This is a genomic window from Flavobacterium aureirubrum, assembly GCF_038739835.1.
Taxonomy (GTDB): Bacteria; Bacteroidota; Bacteroidia; order Flavobacteriales; family Flavobacteriaceae; genus Flavobacterium; species Flavobacterium aureirubrum.
On sequence record NZ_JBCGDO010000031.1, the window covers coordinates 1 to 18,441 of the forward strand.

Here is an 18,441-nt window from a genome sequence, read left to right on the forward strand (position 1 = left end):
TGGCTTTTATAAAATCAGTCTTTTTAGACTTAAAAAACTCGTTTGTAAGCACTCCAAGTTTTACAACTTTGAATTATAACTAAAAAACTAACCTCCTTAAAATAGCTTCTAAAGAGGTTACTTTTTACAAATATTTTAAAATTTTAGTTTTTTATTGAGGTTGTGCAACAGTTACCGCTATTATAGAGCGTTTTTCTTTATTTAAGTTTAATTTCTTCAATTGTCGTTACTACATCGCCTTCATATCTTACAATTGTCAGCCGTGAAATTGTACCTCGTAACTCAAACTCCTTCTTATTCCATTCGTCAACCATTTTCTTGCATTTATATCTGTCTTGTGAATTTCCGATTCCTATGTGAGGTACAAAATCAAGGTCAAGTCGCAAGTTCTCTTTGAGTTTATCGCTATAAAGTTTGTCGTGAAGTTTCACTATTCTACTGAATCCTTCGTCCGGCACTAAGAAAGTATGAAAATAGTCACTAAAAGCATCTTTATTAATTGTTGCACAACGAATAATAAAGTCAAATTTTACCGAATTCGCAGATTTGTCTTTTACTTCTTTAGTAAATTCTTCTTCTGAAATGTCAAACACTGGAAAAACAATCGTAAAATGAGGATTGACTACGTTGAAAAATAGTTCGTCATTGTCCTTGCGATAACTTTGAATTCTGTCAAAATTTTCATTTGTCAGTTCTGGATATGCTAATACTAAGTATGCCATCTATTTGTCTGTTTTTAACGGTTTATTTTAAAATGCCCTATAACTTATTATTTTTTACAATCGCTCATTCTAAAAATCAAACTATTTTAAATAGTTCTGCCTCTAAATGTTGCTGATGGTCGGGTGTGTTTTGTGTTGCCATTTTTTTGATATAAGATAAATTTTGATTGGAGATGGTAAAAATTCGTTCGCTACTGATTACTCGAGGATCGTTTTGTAAAAGCTTCATTTTAAAATGCAAAATATGCTTTCCATGTTCAGTTACTAGTTCACCTATCAAAACCTCTACACGACCACTATCTTGTGCGTTTGAAATTTCAAAAACATTTTCTTTTCCTTCAACAGGTTTTATAAAACCACTTTCCCAATGGGACGGTGTGTGATTCGGCTTTAACCAAGTACGTTGTTCGTAATGAATGAGATCATTGGCGCCATCCATTTTAAACGTTAAGATTTCGGTGTATTCAAACGAACTGATGGTAGGAAACTGACCTTTTCCATTTCCATGCCATTCACCCAAAAGAAAGTGAAGTTTAGTAGTTTTTAAATTATCCATTAGCCAGGTTGTTTTGTGGGTACATACAAGCTTGTCCTTGTCCTATGGGCAGTACTGAAGCAGTTACCGCATCACTGATTTTTTTATCATACATTTTTGTAATAGCCCATGCGATTAAATCAACTGCGGCCAAACAACCGGCTGCTGTTCCAATAGATTCATGAGTTACTAAATGAGTATCTTCAATAACCTCAACTTCGTAATTTCTTAATGCTTCAAATGCTGTTGGATAAGTTGTTGCAGAGAGTCCTTTTAAGTGACCAAGTGCTGCTATAATCAGAGCCCCAGAACACATAGAAGCAATAATTTGTTTTTCAGGATTCAATTGAAAACGCCCAAGATACGTCTTATCTTTAATAACATCTCTTGTTCCTGGTCCACTCGCAAAAAATACAAAATCCGCTTCATTGGCTTCTTCTATAAAGCCATGTGTTTTTAAATCGATTCCGCTAACGGATACATGTGAATAAGTGGTACCTAGTAGTTTCACTTGAAATTCCTTATCTATTAATTTAACGCGATTAAGTAAGTCCCAAGGCAAAAAGACATCTATATCGGTAAATTGATCAAATGTAATGATTACTGCTTTCTTCATAATTTGATTTTAATTTTTTTAATTTCTAATAAGTTTACATACTCAATGAACTCTTAAAAACGGTAATTATTGTAAAAGTCTCTCAAGTATTTTAGAAACTTCATACGGTTTTTCTAGGGGGCTAATATGTCCACCCTCAATAACAATAGTTTCAATATTGGGCGGTGTTGGCACATAATCCTCTACTCCTTTTAAAGCTAAGGCTTTAACTTTTAGTGTTTTGATTAAATCCGTTGCATCAATAGCATCCAAAATAACAACTTTGTCGATTTGCTTAACTTGCTTATTTGATAAGATACTCATTGGGCGTTGGAGCTGATTTATCAAAGATGCATTTTCTTTTAATGATACTTTTCCAAATAAGGCTTTTGCGGCTTGTTTTGTATAAAAATTTCGTAATACTAAAATGGAATGTTGTAGGCCAAAGGTAGCCTTTCGCTTTTTTGAGGCTGCTTGAAATGGCATATTACAAAACCCTATTGACGCAAAACGTTCTGGATATTTGTGTGCTGCTCTCAAAATAGTCATACTACCCCAGGAATGACCAAAAGCAATGACTTTGGATATTTTCAAACTGTCTAAAATCTCAATTAGCATGTTTGAACAGTCAGTCATAGTCCAATTCGTTTTTATAATCTCTCTGCTATTTCCATGAAAAGGCATATCAATAGAAATTACTGTACGGTCGTTTATTTCTTTAATTTGGCTGTCCCATAATTGATGGTCAAAATATACCCCATGAAGAAATATAATTGGCACTTTATCAAAAGTGTTTTCTTTTATATAAACGGCTATCCTCCCGATATTTGTAGTTATATATTTTGGTTGTGCATAAGTATTCATAATTGATAACAAAGAAAGGATTACAATGAGAAAAAAATTTATTTTAGTTGCTAATTGAAGGGGCTTGTTTTGAAAATGTTTTATCTGTAATTTGCTCAACAATGAAAGCTGCCATATCTTCTAATGTTATTGATAGCTTTAACCCTTTACCATCAATAGTTGCTTTACTATTTTCTTTCGCAGGTTTATCAACAATATTTGGGCATCGAACAATGGTCCAGTCCAATTGGCTATTCATTATTACCGGCTCCATGCGGTTCTTGTCATCAATGATTACTTTCAACCATTTCATGAAATAAGGGAGAATAATTTTGTTGAAGAACCAAGGCTGAAAAGCAACACTATTACCAGCACCAATATTGCTCATCACAACAAGTCTTTTCACGTTGCTTTTCTCCATTTCATCTACTATTATTTTGGTAGCATCTGATATAAAAGTGGATTGTTTTCCGTTACCTTTTCCGCCAATGCCCAAACATTGAATTACGACATCTTGATTTTGTATGATTGCGTCAACTGTATTTCTGTCAAGTACATTTCCTTCAACTATTATAAGATTACTAGCTTTCATTGGAATGGAATTCCTATTTCGAACAAGAATGGTTACCTGATAATCTTGAGATAAAGCTTTTTTTAGAATTGCGCGCCCCGAAAAACCACTGGCACCAAAAATGACTACTTTCATATGTAATATTAAATTTCATTTGTTAAACAAAATCGTTTTCTAATATAAGTGTAAAAAAATGAATTTTTTGGAATGCTGTCTGTTACAATATCCTCTGAAAATAAATTAATTAGTAATGTCTATTCGTTTAGAATTGTGAATGAAATGATTTATATTTCCAAATAATGTTAAAAACAGAAAACTAACTCTATTAACACTTTCTCATAAAATAAAAAAACTTTCAGTAAAGTATCGTAATGCCGCTTGACGAAGTAGCAGATTTAGAAGCACTTACTTTCAATTTAGTACTAAACCCGCCATTTTGCTAAACCGCTATTGTATGCTGTTTTTATTGAAGACCCTTAAAAAAGTTCCAAACTTCTTCCGCAAATTCAATATCTCGGTTTTGTACACCTTGTGCAGGAGACGAATTGGAAAATACTGTTTTGCTTGGAGCTTGATGTCCTGCATTATTTAATATGTAATAAACTAATGGATTTGCACCATTATATATTCTTTTTTCTACGTTTCCTGCATCGCTAGTGTTAAGGTCAAATGTTGAAGTTGTTGGTGTGACATTTTGCAAACCGTTTCTTTGTAACCAATAACTTAAAGTCGCTGACTGCGAAATTACTTTTCCACGATTACAATTTCCACCTACATTAGCAACACATCCACCATTTGCTGGCATTGCTGGGTCACTTGTTCCATGTGTTAGCAAAATTGGAATGGGAAGTGTGGAGCCATTTGTGCAAATTCCACTTTCAGGAAACTCAGGTAAATTGCCACTACCCACAGCTATTGCCTTAATTGTTTCTGGAAATTGAAAAGCATAAGAAAAAGTCATTAAAGCTCCATTACTTCCACCTGTCAAATACATTTTTGATGAGTTGATATTCAACTCAGCCATTAGTTTTGCATTTAATTGCTTCAAAAACGTAACATCGTCACCTTGACTGCCGGAAATATCATCACTTCTACAATCATTCCAACCAGGATTTCCTAGGTTATCAGGCGAACCTTCAGGATATACTACTAAGAATTTATCGATGTCTGCAAGTGTTCTGAAAACAGAAAGCGGATGCTCGCCAAGGTTTGAAACTCCTAATCCTGTACCACCACCACCGTGTAAAACTGTTACAACAGCATTTACAGCAGTCATTCCTGTTGGTCTATAAACTAAATATTTTCTGGTAATGTTGTTAATTGTTATATAATTTGTTGTCAAACCTTCTTGGTAAGGAATAACATTAGGATTTTGATTGTCGTTATCCTTGTTACAACCAAGGGTAAAAATTACGACAAATAATAAAAATGTTCTTTTCATATTTTTTTATTTTGATAGTTATACTTTGTTAGATATTATTTTCATTGATAGGTTTAATCTTGGTACATTTTTGTGAAATAGCACACAACGTCAGACTGTGAAAAAACTTCCACAATCCTTGCACCAAATATAGTAAAATAGTTGTACGAAAGTTATAGTTTTTTTACCTTTAACGATGCAACATATACAAGGAATAGCTCGCAACCAACTGCAAGTAAGCAGTCTAGAAGACACTATTAGTCAGGACAATCCTGTTCTCCCGAAGCGTCGGGATTATAGATGCTTTCGTTAACCTTATCGATTTAGAGAAAATAGGATTTACGCCAAGAGTTTTAAAAACCGAAGGTCGCCCAAGTTTTGATACCAAGGTATTTTTAAAAATCTATTTGTATGGTTATTTAAACGGTATTCGTAGTTCGAGACGATTAGAAAAAGAGTGTCTTCGCAATATTGAATTGCAATGGCTTTTAGAGGCTATTTGCCCTAATTATCATAGCATTGCCGACTTTAGAAGAGACAACCCAAAAGCACTAAAACAACTCTTCAAACTGTTTGTATCCTTTTTAAAAGATGCCGAATTCATAGCTGGCGAAATCATCGCAATTGATGTTACAAAATCCAGAGCACACAACGGAAAGAAATCCAACTTTAACCAAAAGAAAATAGATAAACACTTAGCGTATATCGAAGCCAAAACCCAAGAATACCTCACGGCATTAGACCAAAACGACACCCAAAAAAACAGCATTAACTCTGGTTCAATATATCAACAAATTTATCTTTGATAGACCAATAAATAACATCAAAAATCAATTAATTTAATTTCACCCAACGGGTTAAACATAAATTAAAAACTAAATTTCAAAGAAATTATTCTTTCATGTTATCAGGAAGTGGTTTAATATTCAAAAAATTATAAGTATAAATTAAACTATAAATTTTCCAAGTGTTATCTGTTTTTACTAATTGCCAAGATTCTGCGCCCCAATTTGTAGTTGTAGAACCCATTATAAACTTATAATCAAAAACAACAGTAGCTAACTTTCCGTCAGTAAAGATGTTAACGTTATAAAATTTTTCTTCTAATCCAATATCTTTAAGTTGCGGATCATTCAATAGCTCATAAGCTCCACTCTGCTCTATTTCTTTCGCATTAGGATCTAACCTTTTTCCATATTCAAAAGACTTGTCATGTGCAACAGAAATCCATACAACTTTTTTATTGTAAAAAAGATTTGTTAAAGCAATTGAGTCTTTACTTTTAATGGCATTTTTGAAGTCATCTATAAGAATTTGTATTTCTTTTTTTGATGCTGTCAAATCAATATCATTTAATTCTTTATCAATGTTTGATTTTGATTTTTCTTCTTTAACTTTTTCAAAAGAAATAGTTTTCCCAAATTCCGTAGTAATTGAAAATACAGAAGAAGTTAGAATTTCTATTTTATATTTTGTTGTTCTGATAAATGCTAAGGATAATTCTTTTTGATCAGATGAAATTTGCCAAGTTCCCTTTTGAGATCCTTGAGGCGTAATAATGCTTAAAGAAAAATCTTCGTCAAACTGATATCGAATTTCAGGAATGAATGATGTAATCAGTGACTGTTTTTGGCTTTCTAATTGAGCTACTAATGCCGCATCTGACTTTTTATAATTCTCTACTAAATCAAAGAAATAAACTTCTGTTGATTTTTCTGATATTTTCCATAATCCAACAATATTTTTTGAAAAATTATTTTTTTGTGCGTTTAAAAAATTAACAATTAAAAAAGTTACTAGGATTGTTATTTTTGTTTTCATAATTAAATGTTTTAATGTTATTTGACACAAACGTATTGATAAAAAAAAGTGATTGGTAATAGAATCAATACAAAATGATGAATAAATGATGAAAAAGTGACAAAAAAAGTCTTGTTATATGATAATGATAAAAACATCCTTTACTTTTGGGGTAACTATGAATGAATAATAAATATTTAGTTCATTAATAAAATTTTACAAATAACAAATGACAATAGCTAACACTACTATTTTTCAAAGAGGCTTATTGCTTCATTTACTTTTTTGGTTTTCGGTATTGGCTTTATTAATATATCCAAGCTTAATTGTTGATCAACCTCTACCGGTTGACTATTACAGAAATTCGTTAATTCTATTTATTTCCTTGTGTTTATCTGTATATACCAATAGATACTTATTGCTACCATTATACAAAAGGAAAAAATATATTTTATATTTTATTCTGATTTTAATCAGCATAGCTATCATAAGCTATACCGAAAGTATATTTTGCAATAACTTTATAAATAGTTTTATTTTCAATCTATTATTTGTGATAATTACTTCCTTTTTACACTTTTATAGAAATACGTATTTAGAAAATATTCGATTAAAAGAACTACATGATAGTATAGAGTTAAAACTTTTAAAAGAACACCTAAATCCACATTTTTTTTTTAATACGCTTAACATCTTGTACAATGCCTCAATGACAAATGCAACTATTTTGCCAAATCTAATCGTTAGTCTAGGTACAATGATGCGGTATATATTTACAAGTATAGAAAAAGAAAAAGTACTGGCTACTGATGAGCTAAACTTTATAGAAGATTATTTAAATTTTGAAAAAATTAGATTTTCTGACCATATTAAAATTTCATTTTTTAAAAATGTACAAATACAAGATCAAACCTTACCTCCTATGCTTTTAATACCATTTATTGAGAATGCATTCAAACACGGTGGAGCAAACTATAATGAAAAATTAGAAATAGATATAACTATTATGGTTAACCAAGCGTTTCTTTGTTTTGAAATTAAAAACACAAAAAATAATACCAATAGTAAAATTCTGCAATCAACAGGTATTGGAATTGCAAATACAAAAAAAAGGCTTGAGAAGTTAATTCCAAATCATCAATTGATTATTGATTCAACATCTGAATTATTCAGTGTTTATTTGAAGATACCTTTTTAACAATCTTAATGTAAACAGCATAAAAATGTCATTTAAATGTATCGTAGTGGATGACGAAAAACCGTCAAGAGAAATATTGAAAAAATTTATTGATAATATACCAAGTCTAAAATTAGTTGCAGAGTGTTACAATGCAATTCAAGTAATTGAAATTACTTCTAAAGAGTCTATTGATATAATTTTTTTAGATATTGAAATGCCAGACATGACTGGGGTTGAGTTATTAAAAATATTACACAACAAACCCTTAGTCGTATTTACAACCGCTTATGATAAATATGCTTTAACGGGCTATGATTTGGGTGTTATAGACTATCTTTTGAAACCTTTTTCTTTTGAAAGATTTGTTATTGCTGTACAAAAGTGTTTTTACAATTTAAAATCTGATAGGTTAATTAAATCCGATAGTGGAGAATTGCCATACCTCCTAATTAAAGTTGATAAAGACATTAAGCGATTTGATATCAATTCTATTTATTACTTTAAATCTTTTGGAAATTACACTAAATTATTTTTGCAAAATCGCGAAATTTTATGCTCAGAACCTCTTTCAAAAATTGAAATAAAGGTGTCCGATCACAATTTTATTAGAGTTCATCGATCATATATAATTTCAAAATCAAAAATAACTAACATTTTATCCAATGCCGTTTGCTTGGATAATTATTCTGTACCTCTAGGTAACCGATATAAGCTGAATTTATAATTTACATTTAATGTTTCATTTGTTCAAGTTTGTTTTCGTTATGTAAATCATTTTGTGTTTCATTATGAATTAATTCAAGTTGAATGATAATTTTATACATTTAGATAATCTACTCTTTAAACATTATGCTCTTTTAGGCTATTTTAATTTTCACTTTAATTTGTAAACCTTTACATGTTCTGTTTCGATATAATGAATAAATAATTTTTACAAAGGAGTAACAATAATGTTTATATTATATTCAATTTCTTCATCAAAATACTTTTTGATTAATTTGAACGGATTACTATTTTTATTTTGTTGTGCTAAAAAATAAAAACTTACTGCACTTACACAATTATGAATAGATAGCCATCCATCTACATTAGAAATACTTCTATCATCAAGAGCAGATAATAAATAGTTCTTATCCAAATAAGTTGTAAAACCTCCACTCTTAGTTTGATATAATAACCATTTTTCTACTATATGATTTTCTATCTTGAGATTGTTATGAATAAGCGATAAAAGAACGAAGTTCGTTGAATCTGCATCTTCAATCCAAGAAGTATTTTAGCCCCACAATGATTTTGTAGTGTTTAGACTTAAGAAACTTAATGCCTTTGATATTTCTTCTTTACAACTTGATTTCAAAATCTGAGATTCTGATAACTTTGAAGTAATAAAAGCAGTTCCCCAAATATTACTTATACCGCCTTGATTAACATATTCTCTCCAACTGCCATTATCTTGTTGCTTCGTTTTTATATATTCTATTGCCTTAGATAAACTTTTATCTAAATTGTTTTGAAGTAAAGGTTTATTAGATAAAATTATTTCTGAGGTTAACAATTCAATATAGTTGTCTATCTCTAAAATAGAAGATATCAAAGCCTTTTTAGTGTCAGCTATTACTTTTTTCCAACTTGGAACATCTATATCTTTAATAACATCTAAAGATTTGTCACAATAGTCAATTGCTAACATATATATTTTTTTGGAAACGCCTCTTATATAAAGATATTTTTGTAAGACATCCGGGTTTTGACTTTCTAAATTTTCTTGTTTTAAAAGGTAAATTGCCCAATTGAATTGCCCTTTCTGAAAATCATTTTTAAAATCTTGAATATCATCATTAAGTTGAAAGGCAACAGAGAAGTATTTATGAGACAGCAATAGTTTTTGGTATAAATTTTTACTCTTTTTGTCTAAACTATATAAACAATCAATTGCTACTTTACCAAATGCCGATTTTTGATCCGCCAAAATTTCAAACTCTTCAATAGTGACAACCTCTTTTTTGTAAAGTTCTTTTTCTATATATACTGCTTGAAAATACTCATTCCGTCTTTGGTTCCAAAGTTTCCAAAAATTATCCTCTAAACCATAAAACTTGCTTAAAATCTTTATACTTTCCTCTTGACAAATTGTAATTAAAAGAAATTTTGAAATATCTTTTTCATCAATCAAACTATCTGTGTAAATTGTTGATTGGTAGTATAAGTAACCAGAAATATCAAGAAAATCTAAGTAATCTTCATTAATCGAAAAGGCATTTGAAAATAGTGATGGATAATTTTGATAGAATTCAGGATTGTTCTTGATAAAATTACTATCCAAAATTATATCCTTAAAATTTTGAGAAATAGACAAGCTTTGAATATACGAATGAAATTTCAATCTGAAGGATTTTGTTTTTTGTAAATCAATTATTTAAAAATACTCTTAAAGACGGTATTTATTGAACCTATAATTATACCTGCTCTTAAATCATTTACCCCGTTTGGATTAAATGAATCCCTTTTTACGAATTGATTTATATTTACGTTCACACTCTTTGAATAATAAAGCGAATCTTGTGAGAAGTAATAGATGTCATTTAATTTCGAATTACGATCATAAATTGAAAATTCTGTAATATCATTTGACCTGAATTTATAATTAAAATTCGGTTTTATTAGAGCTATGGAATCTAACGACTTGTTAAAACTGTAAAGGTTTTTTATTTTTTTTGCGTTTATTGAATCTTTTGTTTGTGAATAAGCAACAAAGCAATAAAAGAAGCTAAAGACTAAATATTTCATAGAATTAAAGATTTACAGGTGTAACAATATATCCTTTCTCTTGTAACATTGAAATTAACCCAGTTTTAAAATCTAGATGTGCTAAACCAACTGCAATAAAAATAGATTTATTTGACTCTAAAGTTTCTTGAATTTTAATAAACCAATTTTTGTTTCTTGTATATATTAGACCGTCAAAAACTTCAATATCAAAATTAAATTTACATTTTTTTTCTTTATATAGCTCATTATAAGCACAATTTTTACTTATTGAACCCTTATTTATTTCATTTAATTTATACCTTAGAGATGCAATAATTTTTGATTCTTCAGCTCCCTTTAAATATTCTGTTTCGATGTAATTCAAAGTTTCACTTATTTTCTCTAGGCCTAACACCTCTTTATTTTCTTTTAAAGCATAATTTCTTATGAAAGCATCCATAAAAATTTTGTCATCATCAAAATCGCCGTTTAAGCATGATGTTTTGTCCCAATAATTTTGTGTTAACAATAATAATTCTCTACTCGTTAGCTTTTTACAATTAGAATTGCTCTAAAATATTTTCTTAAAAGTTTTTTTCTCATTGGCAGTCAATTTTTCTATAAAATCAAAATCACTCCTGTTATTAACAATTGAATCTTTAGATTCGATATTTTCTAAAAAAACAATTGAACTTGCTTTAAGAGCAGAAAGAATTTTTTCATCTTCTTCAATCAGTGATTTACCAAATATGTGGTTAGTACCTAAAATATAGCTAACTGTTGAGTCTTTTTGAATTTTCCAAAAAATAGAATTTTCTTGAGAATGTAAGTTAGATAAAAATAGTGAAATAAAAATAAAAATTATTTTTTTCATATACTTTTTTTAAGAAGATACTCAAACTAAACTTTTGTTTGAGTATCTTAAATTAATTAGAAATTTAAATTTATAATTACAGAACCTCCGTAATAGATTTCATTAGGACCTCCAAATGGATCTTCATGATTAGGTTCAGAGATAGTAGTTGGGGTTGCTTCAACACTACTCACCCAAGAAAACTCATATCTTTTCTCAAGCTCTTCAACCTGGAATTTTTCTAATAATTGATTTTCTAAATTCATTGTTAGATTTTTTTGTTAAACAAATATAGTGCCCTTTTTATTTCGGCTTACACTTTATTCCTTATGTGTTCATTTTTTCTTTAGGTTTATTTTACACTTTTCCCTTCAATTCGTAGCTACTGAATATTTTTAAATTTTTACATAATAGTAAGTTATAAATTCTCTTTTTTATAGAAATATCATATCCGAAAAATAGTTTGCCTTCTAATTTATAATTTCAAAAAATTTAATTATTGTTAGCTTCTTGTTTATAAAAGCCCACTTCTATCAACAATCAACAACTTAAATGCAATTAAGCTTAAACTTCAAAGCCAACATACGAATTATACTTAATTTAACAAAAAATATTTTATTTTTTTTACCATTTTAATAAAGTACTTTTGTAGCCTTCCCCTTTTTAGGACACCTCTAAATTCGACAAATAATTGTTATATCGCTCAGATTTGATGATTAATTTTAATTCATCATCAAATCTGGGCCTAAATTCTTTAGGTGTCTTCTTCCCTAATGAGTCATGCGGATGGTTCAGGTTATAATCCTCTCGCCAGTGTTCACTTAATTTTCTCAATTGGTAGATATCATTAAAATAGTATGCATCCAGAATGTCTTCGCGATAGAATCTGTTGAATCGTTCCACGTAACCGTTCTGCATTGGTTTTCCTGGTTGTGTATATTTTATTTCGATATGTTTGCTTTGACACCAATTTGTGAACGTTTTAGATATGAATTCAGGTCCATTATCACAGCGGATATATTGAGGTAACCCAACTTCTTGTTCAAGTTGCTCCAGCGTTTCTACTACTTGTCTTGCCGGATAGTTTAATCCTGCATCAATTGCCAGTGCTTCACGGTTGCAGTCATCTATAACATTGAACACCCGTACTTTCCTTCCATCTGTGAGTACATCGCTCATAAAGTCCATACTCCAGCATTCATTCAACATTTGGGGAGTTTCAAGCGGCGTTTTAACCCTTGTGATGATGCGTTTTTTATGCTTGCGCCGCAATTTTAGCTTCATGTTGCGGTAAACACGCAGCACTCGTTTTCTATTCCATTGTAAGTCTTCACGACGAATCTTATTGTAATACTCATCAAATCCCCGTGTCGGGTAATTCTCTGCCAATTCCCTTAGTTTATCAATCACCTCAAGATCATTTTTTTTGGTTTGATAGTACCACATCGAACGGGCAAGACCAACAACATTGCAGGCTCGAGCTATACTAATCAGATAAATCTTAATCAGATACTCGGCACGGTGTTGCTTGTCGGAAGGCTTTAAAACTTTTTTGAAAGAATATCTTTTAACATTGTAACATCAAGGCTGACATCTGCATACATCTGCTTTAGTTTGCGATTTTCTTCTTCGAGCTCTTTAAGACAGCTGAGTTGATGCTGTTCCATCCCTGAGTGCTTCTTCTTCCAATAATAGAAAGTACTCTTATCAATACCCAGATCTCTGGAAATAGCACTAACAGTCATTCCTTGCTGATTTTCCTTTAAAGCCTTTAAAATTTGGCTTTCTGTAAAATTGTTTTTCTTCATTCTGACAGTTGAAATTTAAAATTAATAAATTTGAATTTAAAACTGTCCTATTTTTAGGGAAGGCTACAAAAAGGGGAAGGCTACAACACGGCACGGATACTGTCTAATTTTTGTTGCAGCAGTGAAGCTAATGTTGAATTGAAGGATTGAGCATTTACAACATTTGGCAAAAGAATAACTAACGCTAAACCTATATTTCTAAAGAATACATGCATAATTATTTCTTCACAAATTTTTGACTGTAATAAGTGTGTCCATCATAAGCTAAAAGGTAATAGAATCCTGTCGGAATTGATTCAATAGAAAGTTGTGATGTGAACGCTGATTTGAATATGATCTGACCTAATTGATTGATAACCCATATTTCGCCTTTACCATTTTCAGGCAATCCTTTTATGTTCAATATAGATTGTGCAGGGTTAGGATAAACGAACAATGTTTCTTCATCTGCATGAATTTCATTGATGCCAACTGTGCTATTGCAAGCCACATTTGAAAGCAAACTTTGAAGACATGAAGTTGAATAATAACTCCCATTCCCGATAACCCCATAAATAGCTTGTGTATTGCTGATATTCAATAACGGATTTTGATTCAATATTACTAAGTCAGCACGTTTGCCAATAGTTATTGTACCAGCATTGTTGCCGAAGCCACACTCTTGTAAAAATTGATAAGGTTTTGCCGTAGCTAATGTCAATGCCTGATGTGGACTTAATCCAGCTTCAACATAAATTTCCAGTTCACGATGAACGGCAAACCCAGCCACTGAATAAGGAGTGATGTTGTCTGTGCCAAGCATAAGTTTTGCATTATTTTGATAAAGGCGTTTTAGTAGTTTTTTGTATTCATTAACATTAGAAAACTGCTGAGGATTTGATGTAGTGTTTCTCCAATTATTCAATAATGACGATGGACAAGCATACTGAACATAAGAGGGTTCATTAGCTCTGATGGAGTCCATGTGTTCTTTGTTCCATCTTACAATCAGTGTCGGGCAATTCCACTTGCCATTTGAGATCGTGCTATCTTCTAATGCCTGCTCAATTGGGTCAAGCGTGTTGTTTGGCAAATAACCCCAAAAATGTTCAATGCACTTTTGATTTGAATTGATGATGTTGGCAGCACCAATCCAATCATTACCATGTCCTTTGATAAATTTTCCACTTGTAACTGCATGATTTTGAATAGCGTTAAAAACACCATTAGTTAGATAGGTATATGTTTTGTAAAAATCATAACCGATAGCATCCTGACTTTGCAAACTTGCATTTGCCTGTGTTTGATTTTGAATGGCAGGAGGGTTAAAAAACGGATGCCCCATATAATTCATTATAGGTCCAGATGTATAAATTCGAGGAGATGAAATTTTGTTTGAGTACATTGAAACCTGCCCAGCATTGATGCTGTCACGAAAAGTTATATGCCAAGGCTCACCGTGCATATTGCATACAGTAGTTACACCATTTGCTAATTCTAAAATGGCGTCATTGCGTTGTAGTAAATGAGCATGCATATCACATAAGCCTGGAATAAGATATTTACCACTTCCATTGATTACATATGCTGTTGAAGGAATTGAAATCAAATTGGTATCGCCAATTTGTGTAATGACTTTGTTTTGAATGATAACGGTTTTATTATTCAAAACTGTAAGGGTGTCCGTCATTGGAATTACAGTAATGTTATTAATTGCAATGATGCTCGAATCTATCACACATTGAGCTTTAAGATTTGTCGAAGCAATGATAAATAGTAAGGAGTATAAGAACTTCATGTTGAATTAGTTTTTGATTAAACGATTTACAGCAAAGTTGCTACCATTCTTATCTGTTACAATAAGCAGATACATCCCATTTGGTAGCAAGGATGTTTGAATTACCTCGGCATCAGAAGAACCAATGTTTCCCTGTTTCATTTCAATACCCGCTAAATTGATGATGCGATAAGTTCCTTTAAAATCAGGCTTTAAACCTTGAATCGTTACAAAAGAGTTTGATGGATTCGGAAATATCTTTAGGCCCTTTTCCTCAAATCTTGGAATACCTGTAATGTTTGGCATATTCCATATCATGCGAATAACAGTTCTGGTAATTTTATTCATGCTCGCAGTATCTAACTTATCGGTGATATCGGCTACTGCCATATACCAAACAGGTGTAGAAAGATGAGCTACAATAGGAATACCTGCATCATAAAAGGCATGGCTGTCCCCAATAGGTGAGGGACCATTTAAAGTTGGTGGGGCTACATAGGTTCTTCTTAAATCTTCTTGCTGCACAAACTGATACAAAGAACTTCTTAAACTTAGAGTGTCGGATGTGTAAAACCATCTTGGTTCAGGTCGGTTCAGTGTTATCAGATTGCCATTAAGCACTCTGCCTTCTAAAGAAGGAGTTTCAAGAGTGAAGCATAATAGGGTTTGGTTAATAATACTTGGAGTATTGTCAACAAAAAATTCAGAACCTACACTTTGCTTTAAGTGGGCTGCATCCCACAAAAAAACCATATTGTATGGTCGTTGCGATTGTGGCACTTGCGACCAATATTTAACTTGTGCAGCTACTAAAGAAATGCCTGCTGCATCCTCTGTGGCACCATAAAATTGTCCATCGTGATGTGAGTTAAAAACAATGTATTGCGAAGAGTTGCCGGGCAAAATGCCATAAACATTTTTTGTATTAACAGGATTATCTTGCGTATTAAATTGTACTGACAAAGTTGAATTAGGGTCATTATTTAAAGCAGTATTTAGAATTTGCCCATTGTTGCGACTCATCCAAAAGCAAGGTATGTCATATATACTGTCAGTTCGAGAATACAAGCCCCAAAGTTTGTCGGTATTGTAAAAATTATTTAAGACACAAATAACTGCCTTGGGTTGGTGCGATAGAATTTGACTGATAATTGCACCAGCCGCATTGGAGCGGTGCGGGATGGGTTGCGGGTGTATGGTGTTATTAATATTGTTATCAGGGTCATATGTATAAACTACATTAGGCTGAAATGCTGCAGGCGCAAATGGGTCAAGTTTGTAATTTACAATCACAATTTTACCTGTAACGGAGTTCAAAGCCGTAGTGCTGTCAAAACGAATAAAAGAACCCGTTAGAGTATCAGACCAATCAACAAATAATTGAGGGAATATACTTAAGGTTTGTGTTCCTGAATTAGATGTTACTTTCAGATTGCACGAATTAACTTGCCAACTTTGAATTGGAATAGATTGGGTAGTGATACTTTGAAGTCCGAAACTTGAAAAAAGAGATTGAGCATAGTTTTCCAACCATATGTCAGCTGGAGAACCTGCATTTCTGAGTCCCTGTCTTACTATGGTGTCCACCATTTGGTAATAAAAGTTAGTGTTTGGAATAGCTGATGAGTAGGGTATTTGCTGAGAATAACCCCTTGTTATATATGCAGTTAGTGATAAAATTATGGATTGCAGTCTAACTTGCATAAAGCCCCCAGGCATTATTTGTAATAATTTTTTCATGATTCTATGACTAAAATTTTGTTAGAAGGTTTAATCATGCGGGTAACTTTTATCGTTTGTCGTGCAAAATAAAATTTGCTGCAAATTGTATCGGCTTGTGCGTTAGGTTGCAGCTTTTTTGTTTTGCGAAGGGTCGGCAGTTTTTCCATCGTTTGTAGTCTGTTAAATTGTTGTAGAGTCGTCCAATAGGTTTGCCACTAACGTCATACTGTGAAAAAACATCACAGTTTATATCATCAAATATAGCAAAACCCTACTAATGAGTGTAGTTATTTTGTATATTTAAAGATGCAACACATCCAAGGAATTTCCCGTTATCAACTTCGTTTACAGAGTTTGGAAGACACCATCAGTCAAGAGAATCCTGTTCGATTTATAGATGCTTTTGTCAACAGTATCGACTTAGCGAAAATAGGATTTACCCCCAGAGTTTTAAAAACCGAAGGTCGCCCGAGTTTTGATACCAAGGTATTTTTAAAAATCTATTTATATGGTTATTTAAACGGTATTCGTTCCTCGAGACGATTAGAAAAAGAGTGTCTTCGCAATATTGAATTGCAATGGCTTTTAGAGGCTATTTGCCCTAATTATCATAGCATTGCCGACTTTAGAAGAGACAACCCAAAAGCACTAAAACAACTCTTCAAACTGTTTGTTAGTTTTTTAAAAGACGCCGAATTAATTACGGGCGAAACCATTGCCATTGACGGCACAAAATCCAGAGCTCACAATGGCAAGAAGTCTAATTTTAATCAAAAGAAAATAGACAAACACTTAGCGTATATCGAAGCCAAAACCCAAGAATATCTGAGCGCTTTAGACCAAAACGACACCCAAGAAAACAGCACAACGGTTACTAATATTCAACAAAAAATAGAACGCTTAAAGCAAAATAAAATCAGATATGAACTGCTGGAGGAGCAACTCAAAACCAGTGGCGAACCGCAAGTGAGCACTACTGATTGTGATGCTAGAGCACTTTTGGTTCAAGGGCAAGTAGTAGAAGTGTCTTATAATATTCAAGCGGCAGTGGATGATAAACACAACTTGGTTGTGGCAACGCGCACTATCAATAGAAATGATAAAAATGCACTCTCGGACATTGCTTTAGAAGCCAAAGAGAACTTAAATTTAGAAACTTTTACGGTGCTAGTGGATAAAGGCTATCACAACGGTAGAGAAATAGCAATCTGCAAGGACAACAATATTACCACCATTGTTGCACAACCCGATCAAGGCAAGAGCAACGAAAACGGTACACAACCGGAGTATTTTGTAACAAAGTTTATCTATAATAAAGAACAAAACACCTACACCTGTCCGCAAGGACAAACGCTAACCACTACAGGCAGTTGGCACAAGAAAACAGGTCGCACCGAAGAAAGCGGTTATATGTACCAAAAATACCGCACACCAGCTTGCAAAACGTGTCCAGTAAAAAAGCCAGTGCACCAGTAGAAAAGGCGGACGAGAGATTGATAGAAGCCAATATGCCGACGCGTAGAACAGAACCACCAGCGCTACCAAGCCAACCCACAACTGTACTGAAAGAGGCAAGAAATTAATGAGCACATTTTTGGCACCATCAAACGAAAATGGGGATACAATTACACCAATTTAATAGGATTAGAGAAAGTAAACGGCGAACACAGTTTGATTATGCTGGTGTATAACATCAAACGCAGCATCAATATCCTTGGTGTGCCCGATTTAATAGCCAAACTCAAAGCATGGAACTCACCTTACAAGAGAAAAGGTTTGCTTTTGATAAAAACGACCTATATAAAGCTGTTTTTAGCCTCAATTCTTTTTAAAACCAGTCAAAGTAAATCAAAAATCAGCATGGCTTAAAACCCGTTTACAGCAGTTT

Annotated in this window: 21 protein-coding genes and 1 pseudogene; 6 read left to right on the plus strand and 16 right to left on the minus strand. The window is 32.2% G+C overall.

Annotated features, from left to right (window positions below; translation table 11 throughout):
* Positions 1 to 197 precede the first annotated feature (197 nt).
* The 6 genes from WFZ85_RS14770 to WFZ85_RS14795 form a co-directional block, all read right to left on the minus strand.
* Positions 198 to 722: a 2'-5' RNA ligase family protein gene (locus WFZ85_RS14770; RefSeq protein WP_342697050.1), complete on the minus strand. Its 525-nt coding sequence runs from the start codon at positions 720 to 722 to the stop codon at positions 198 to 200.
* A gap of 76 nt (positions 723 to 798) precedes the next feature.
* Complete coding sequence (locus WFZ85_RS14775; RefSeq protein WP_342697051.1) at positions 799 to 1,278, minus strand: nitrobindin family protein; 480 nt, start codon at positions 1,276 to 1,278, stop codon at positions 799 to 801.
* A complete protein-coding gene (locus WFZ85_RS14780; RefSeq protein ID WP_094486995.1) occupies positions 1,271 to 1,873 on the minus strand; it encodes a DJ-1/PfpI family protein in 603 nt (200 codons plus the stop codon). Before WFZ85_RS14780 ends, WFZ85_RS14775 begins: the two co-directional genes overlap by 8 nt.
* Positions 1,874 to 1,939: 66 nt before the next feature.
* Complete coding sequence (locus WFZ85_RS14785) at positions 1,940 to 2,716, minus strand: alpha/beta fold hydrolase (protein WP_342697052.1); 777 nt, start codon at positions 2,714 to 2,716, stop codon at positions 1,940 to 1,942.
* A gap of 43 nt (positions 2,717 to 2,759) precedes the next feature.
* Positions 2,760 to 3,401 carry an NAD(P)-dependent oxidoreductase gene (locus WFZ85_RS14790; protein WP_342697053.1) on the minus strand — a complete coding sequence of 214 codons (642 nt, stop codon included), beginning with the start codon at positions 3,399 to 3,401 and terminating at the stop codon, positions 2,760 to 2,762.
* 328 nt (positions 3,402 to 3,729) lie between these two features.
* The gene (locus tag WFZ85_RS14795; protein ID WP_342697054.1) at positions 3,730 to 4,707 is read right to left on the minus strand and encodes a CE1 family esterase; all 978 of its coding nucleotides are present in this window, start codon (positions 4,705 to 4,707) and stop codon (positions 3,730 to 3,732) included.
* A gap of 386 nt (positions 4,708 to 5,093) precedes the next feature.
* Between WFZ85_RS14795 and WFZ85_RS14800 the strand changes: the two are divergent.
* Positions 5,094 to 5,195 (plus strand): annotated as a pseudogene (locus WFZ85_RS14800) (transposase); the annotation flags it as partial.
* Between the two features lie 382 nt (positions 5,196 to 5,577).
* Here the strand turns inward: WFZ85_RS14800 and WFZ85_RS14810 are convergent.
* Positions 5,578 to 6,507, minus strand: a complete 930-nt coding sequence (locus WFZ85_RS14810; protein ID WP_342697055.1) for a hypothetical protein — start codon at positions 6,505 to 6,507, stop codon at positions 5,578 to 5,580.
* Positions 6,508 to 6,715: 208 nt separating this feature from the next.
* Here WFZ85_RS14810 and WFZ85_RS14815 point away from each other — a divergent pair, with 208 nt between their 5' ends.
* Together WFZ85_RS14815 and WFZ85_RS14820 are read left to right on the plus strand one after the other, a co-directional pair.
* Positions 6,716 to 7,684 (plus strand): sensor histidine kinase, encoded by a 969-nt coding sequence (locus tag WFZ85_RS14815; protein WP_094411950.1) that lies wholly within the window; start codon positions 6,716 to 6,718, stop codon positions 7,682 to 7,684.
* 25 nt (positions 7,685 to 7,709) lie between these two features.
* Positions 7,710 to 8,390, plus strand: a complete 681-nt coding sequence (locus WFZ85_RS14820; RefSeq protein ID WP_094411948.1) for a LytR/AlgR family response regulator transcription factor — start codon at positions 7,710 to 7,712, stop codon at positions 8,388 to 8,390.
* Between the two features lie 207 nt (positions 8,391 to 8,597).
* Here the strand turns inward: WFZ85_RS14820 and WFZ85_RS14825 are convergent, their stop codons facing one another.
* From WFZ85_RS14825 to WFZ85_RS14865, 9 genes are all read right to left on the minus strand, one after another.
* Positions 8,598 to 8,804 carry a hypothetical protein gene (locus WFZ85_RS14825; protein ID WP_342697056.1) on the minus strand — a complete coding sequence of 69 codons (207 nt, stop codon included), beginning with the start codon at positions 8,802 to 8,804 and terminating at the stop codon, positions 8,598 to 8,600.
* Between the two features lie 138 nt (positions 8,805 to 8,942).
* Positions 8,943 to 10,022 carry a prenyltransferase/squalene oxidase repeat-containing protein gene (locus tag WFZ85_RS14830; RefSeq protein ID WP_342697057.1) on the minus strand — a complete coding sequence of 360 codons (1,080 nt, stop codon included), beginning with the start codon at positions 10,020 to 10,022 and terminating at the stop codon, positions 8,943 to 8,945.
* 435 nt (positions 10,023 to 10,457) lie between these two features.
* Positions 10,458 to 10,943: a TraB/GumN family protein gene (locus WFZ85_RS14835; protein WP_342697058.1), complete on the minus strand. Its 486-nt coding sequence runs from the start codon at positions 10,941 to 10,943 to the stop codon at positions 10,458 to 10,460.
* Positions 10,944 to 10,985: 42 nt separating this feature from the next.
* Positions 10,986 to 11,288, minus strand: coding sequence for a TraB/GumN family protein (locus WFZ85_RS14840; protein WP_342697059.1), 303 nt, complete (start codon positions 11,286 to 11,288; stop codon positions 10,986 to 10,988).
* A 56-nt stretch (positions 11,289 to 11,344) separates the two neighbouring features.
* Positions 11,345 to 11,533 carry a hypothetical protein gene (locus tag WFZ85_RS14845; protein ID WP_342697060.1) on the minus strand — a complete coding sequence of 63 codons (189 nt, stop codon included), beginning with the start codon at positions 11,531 to 11,533 and terminating at the stop codon, positions 11,345 to 11,347.
* A 397-nt stretch (positions 11,534 to 11,930) separates the two neighbouring features.
* Positions 11,931 to 12,776 carry an IS3 family transposase gene (locus WFZ85_RS14850; protein WP_342697067.1) on the minus strand — a complete coding sequence of 282 codons (846 nt, stop codon included), beginning with the start codon at positions 12,774 to 12,776 and terminating at the stop codon, positions 11,931 to 11,933.
* A 32-nt stretch (positions 12,777 to 12,808) separates the two neighbouring features.
* Positions 12,809 to 13,075 carry a transposase gene (locus tag WFZ85_RS14855; RefSeq protein WP_342697061.1) on the minus strand — a complete coding sequence of 89 codons (267 nt, stop codon included), beginning with the start codon at positions 13,073 to 13,075 and terminating at the stop codon, positions 12,809 to 12,811.
* Positions 13,076 to 13,292: 217 nt separating this feature from the next.
* Complete coding sequence (locus tag WFZ85_RS14860; RefSeq protein ID WP_342697062.1) at positions 13,293 to 14,852, minus strand: amidohydrolase family protein; 1,560 nt, start codon at positions 14,850 to 14,852, stop codon at positions 13,293 to 13,295.
* A gap of 6 nt (positions 14,853 to 14,858) precedes the next feature.
* Entirely contained in the window at positions 14,859 to 16,571 is a 1,713-nt protein-coding gene (locus tag WFZ85_RS14865; protein WP_342697063.1) for a T9SS type A sorting domain-containing protein, read from the minus strand.
* 288 nt (positions 16,572 to 16,859) lie between these two features.
* Here WFZ85_RS14865 and WFZ85_RS14870 point away from each other — a divergent pair, with 288 nt between their 5' ends.
* From WFZ85_RS14870 to WFZ85_RS14880, 3 genes are all read left to right on the plus strand, one after another.
* Entirely contained in the window at positions 16,860 to 18,029 is a 1,170-nt protein-coding gene (locus WFZ85_RS14870) for an IS1182 family transposase (RefSeq protein WP_342697064.1), read from the plus strand.
* Positions 17,999 to 18,136 carry a hypothetical protein gene (locus WFZ85_RS14875; RefSeq protein ID WP_342697065.1) on the plus strand — a complete coding sequence of 46 codons (138 nt, stop codon included), beginning with the start codon at positions 17,999 to 18,001 and terminating at the stop codon, positions 18,134 to 18,136. Before WFZ85_RS14870 ends, WFZ85_RS14875 begins: the two co-directional genes overlap by 31 nt.
* 94 nt (positions 18,137 to 18,230) lie before the next feature.
* Positions 18,231 to 18,422 carry a hypothetical protein gene (locus tag WFZ85_RS14880; RefSeq protein WP_342697066.1) on the plus strand — a complete coding sequence of 64 codons (192 nt, stop codon included), beginning with the start codon at positions 18,231 to 18,233 and terminating at the stop codon, positions 18,420 to 18,422.
* Positions 18,423 to 18,441: the final 19 nt, after the last annotated feature.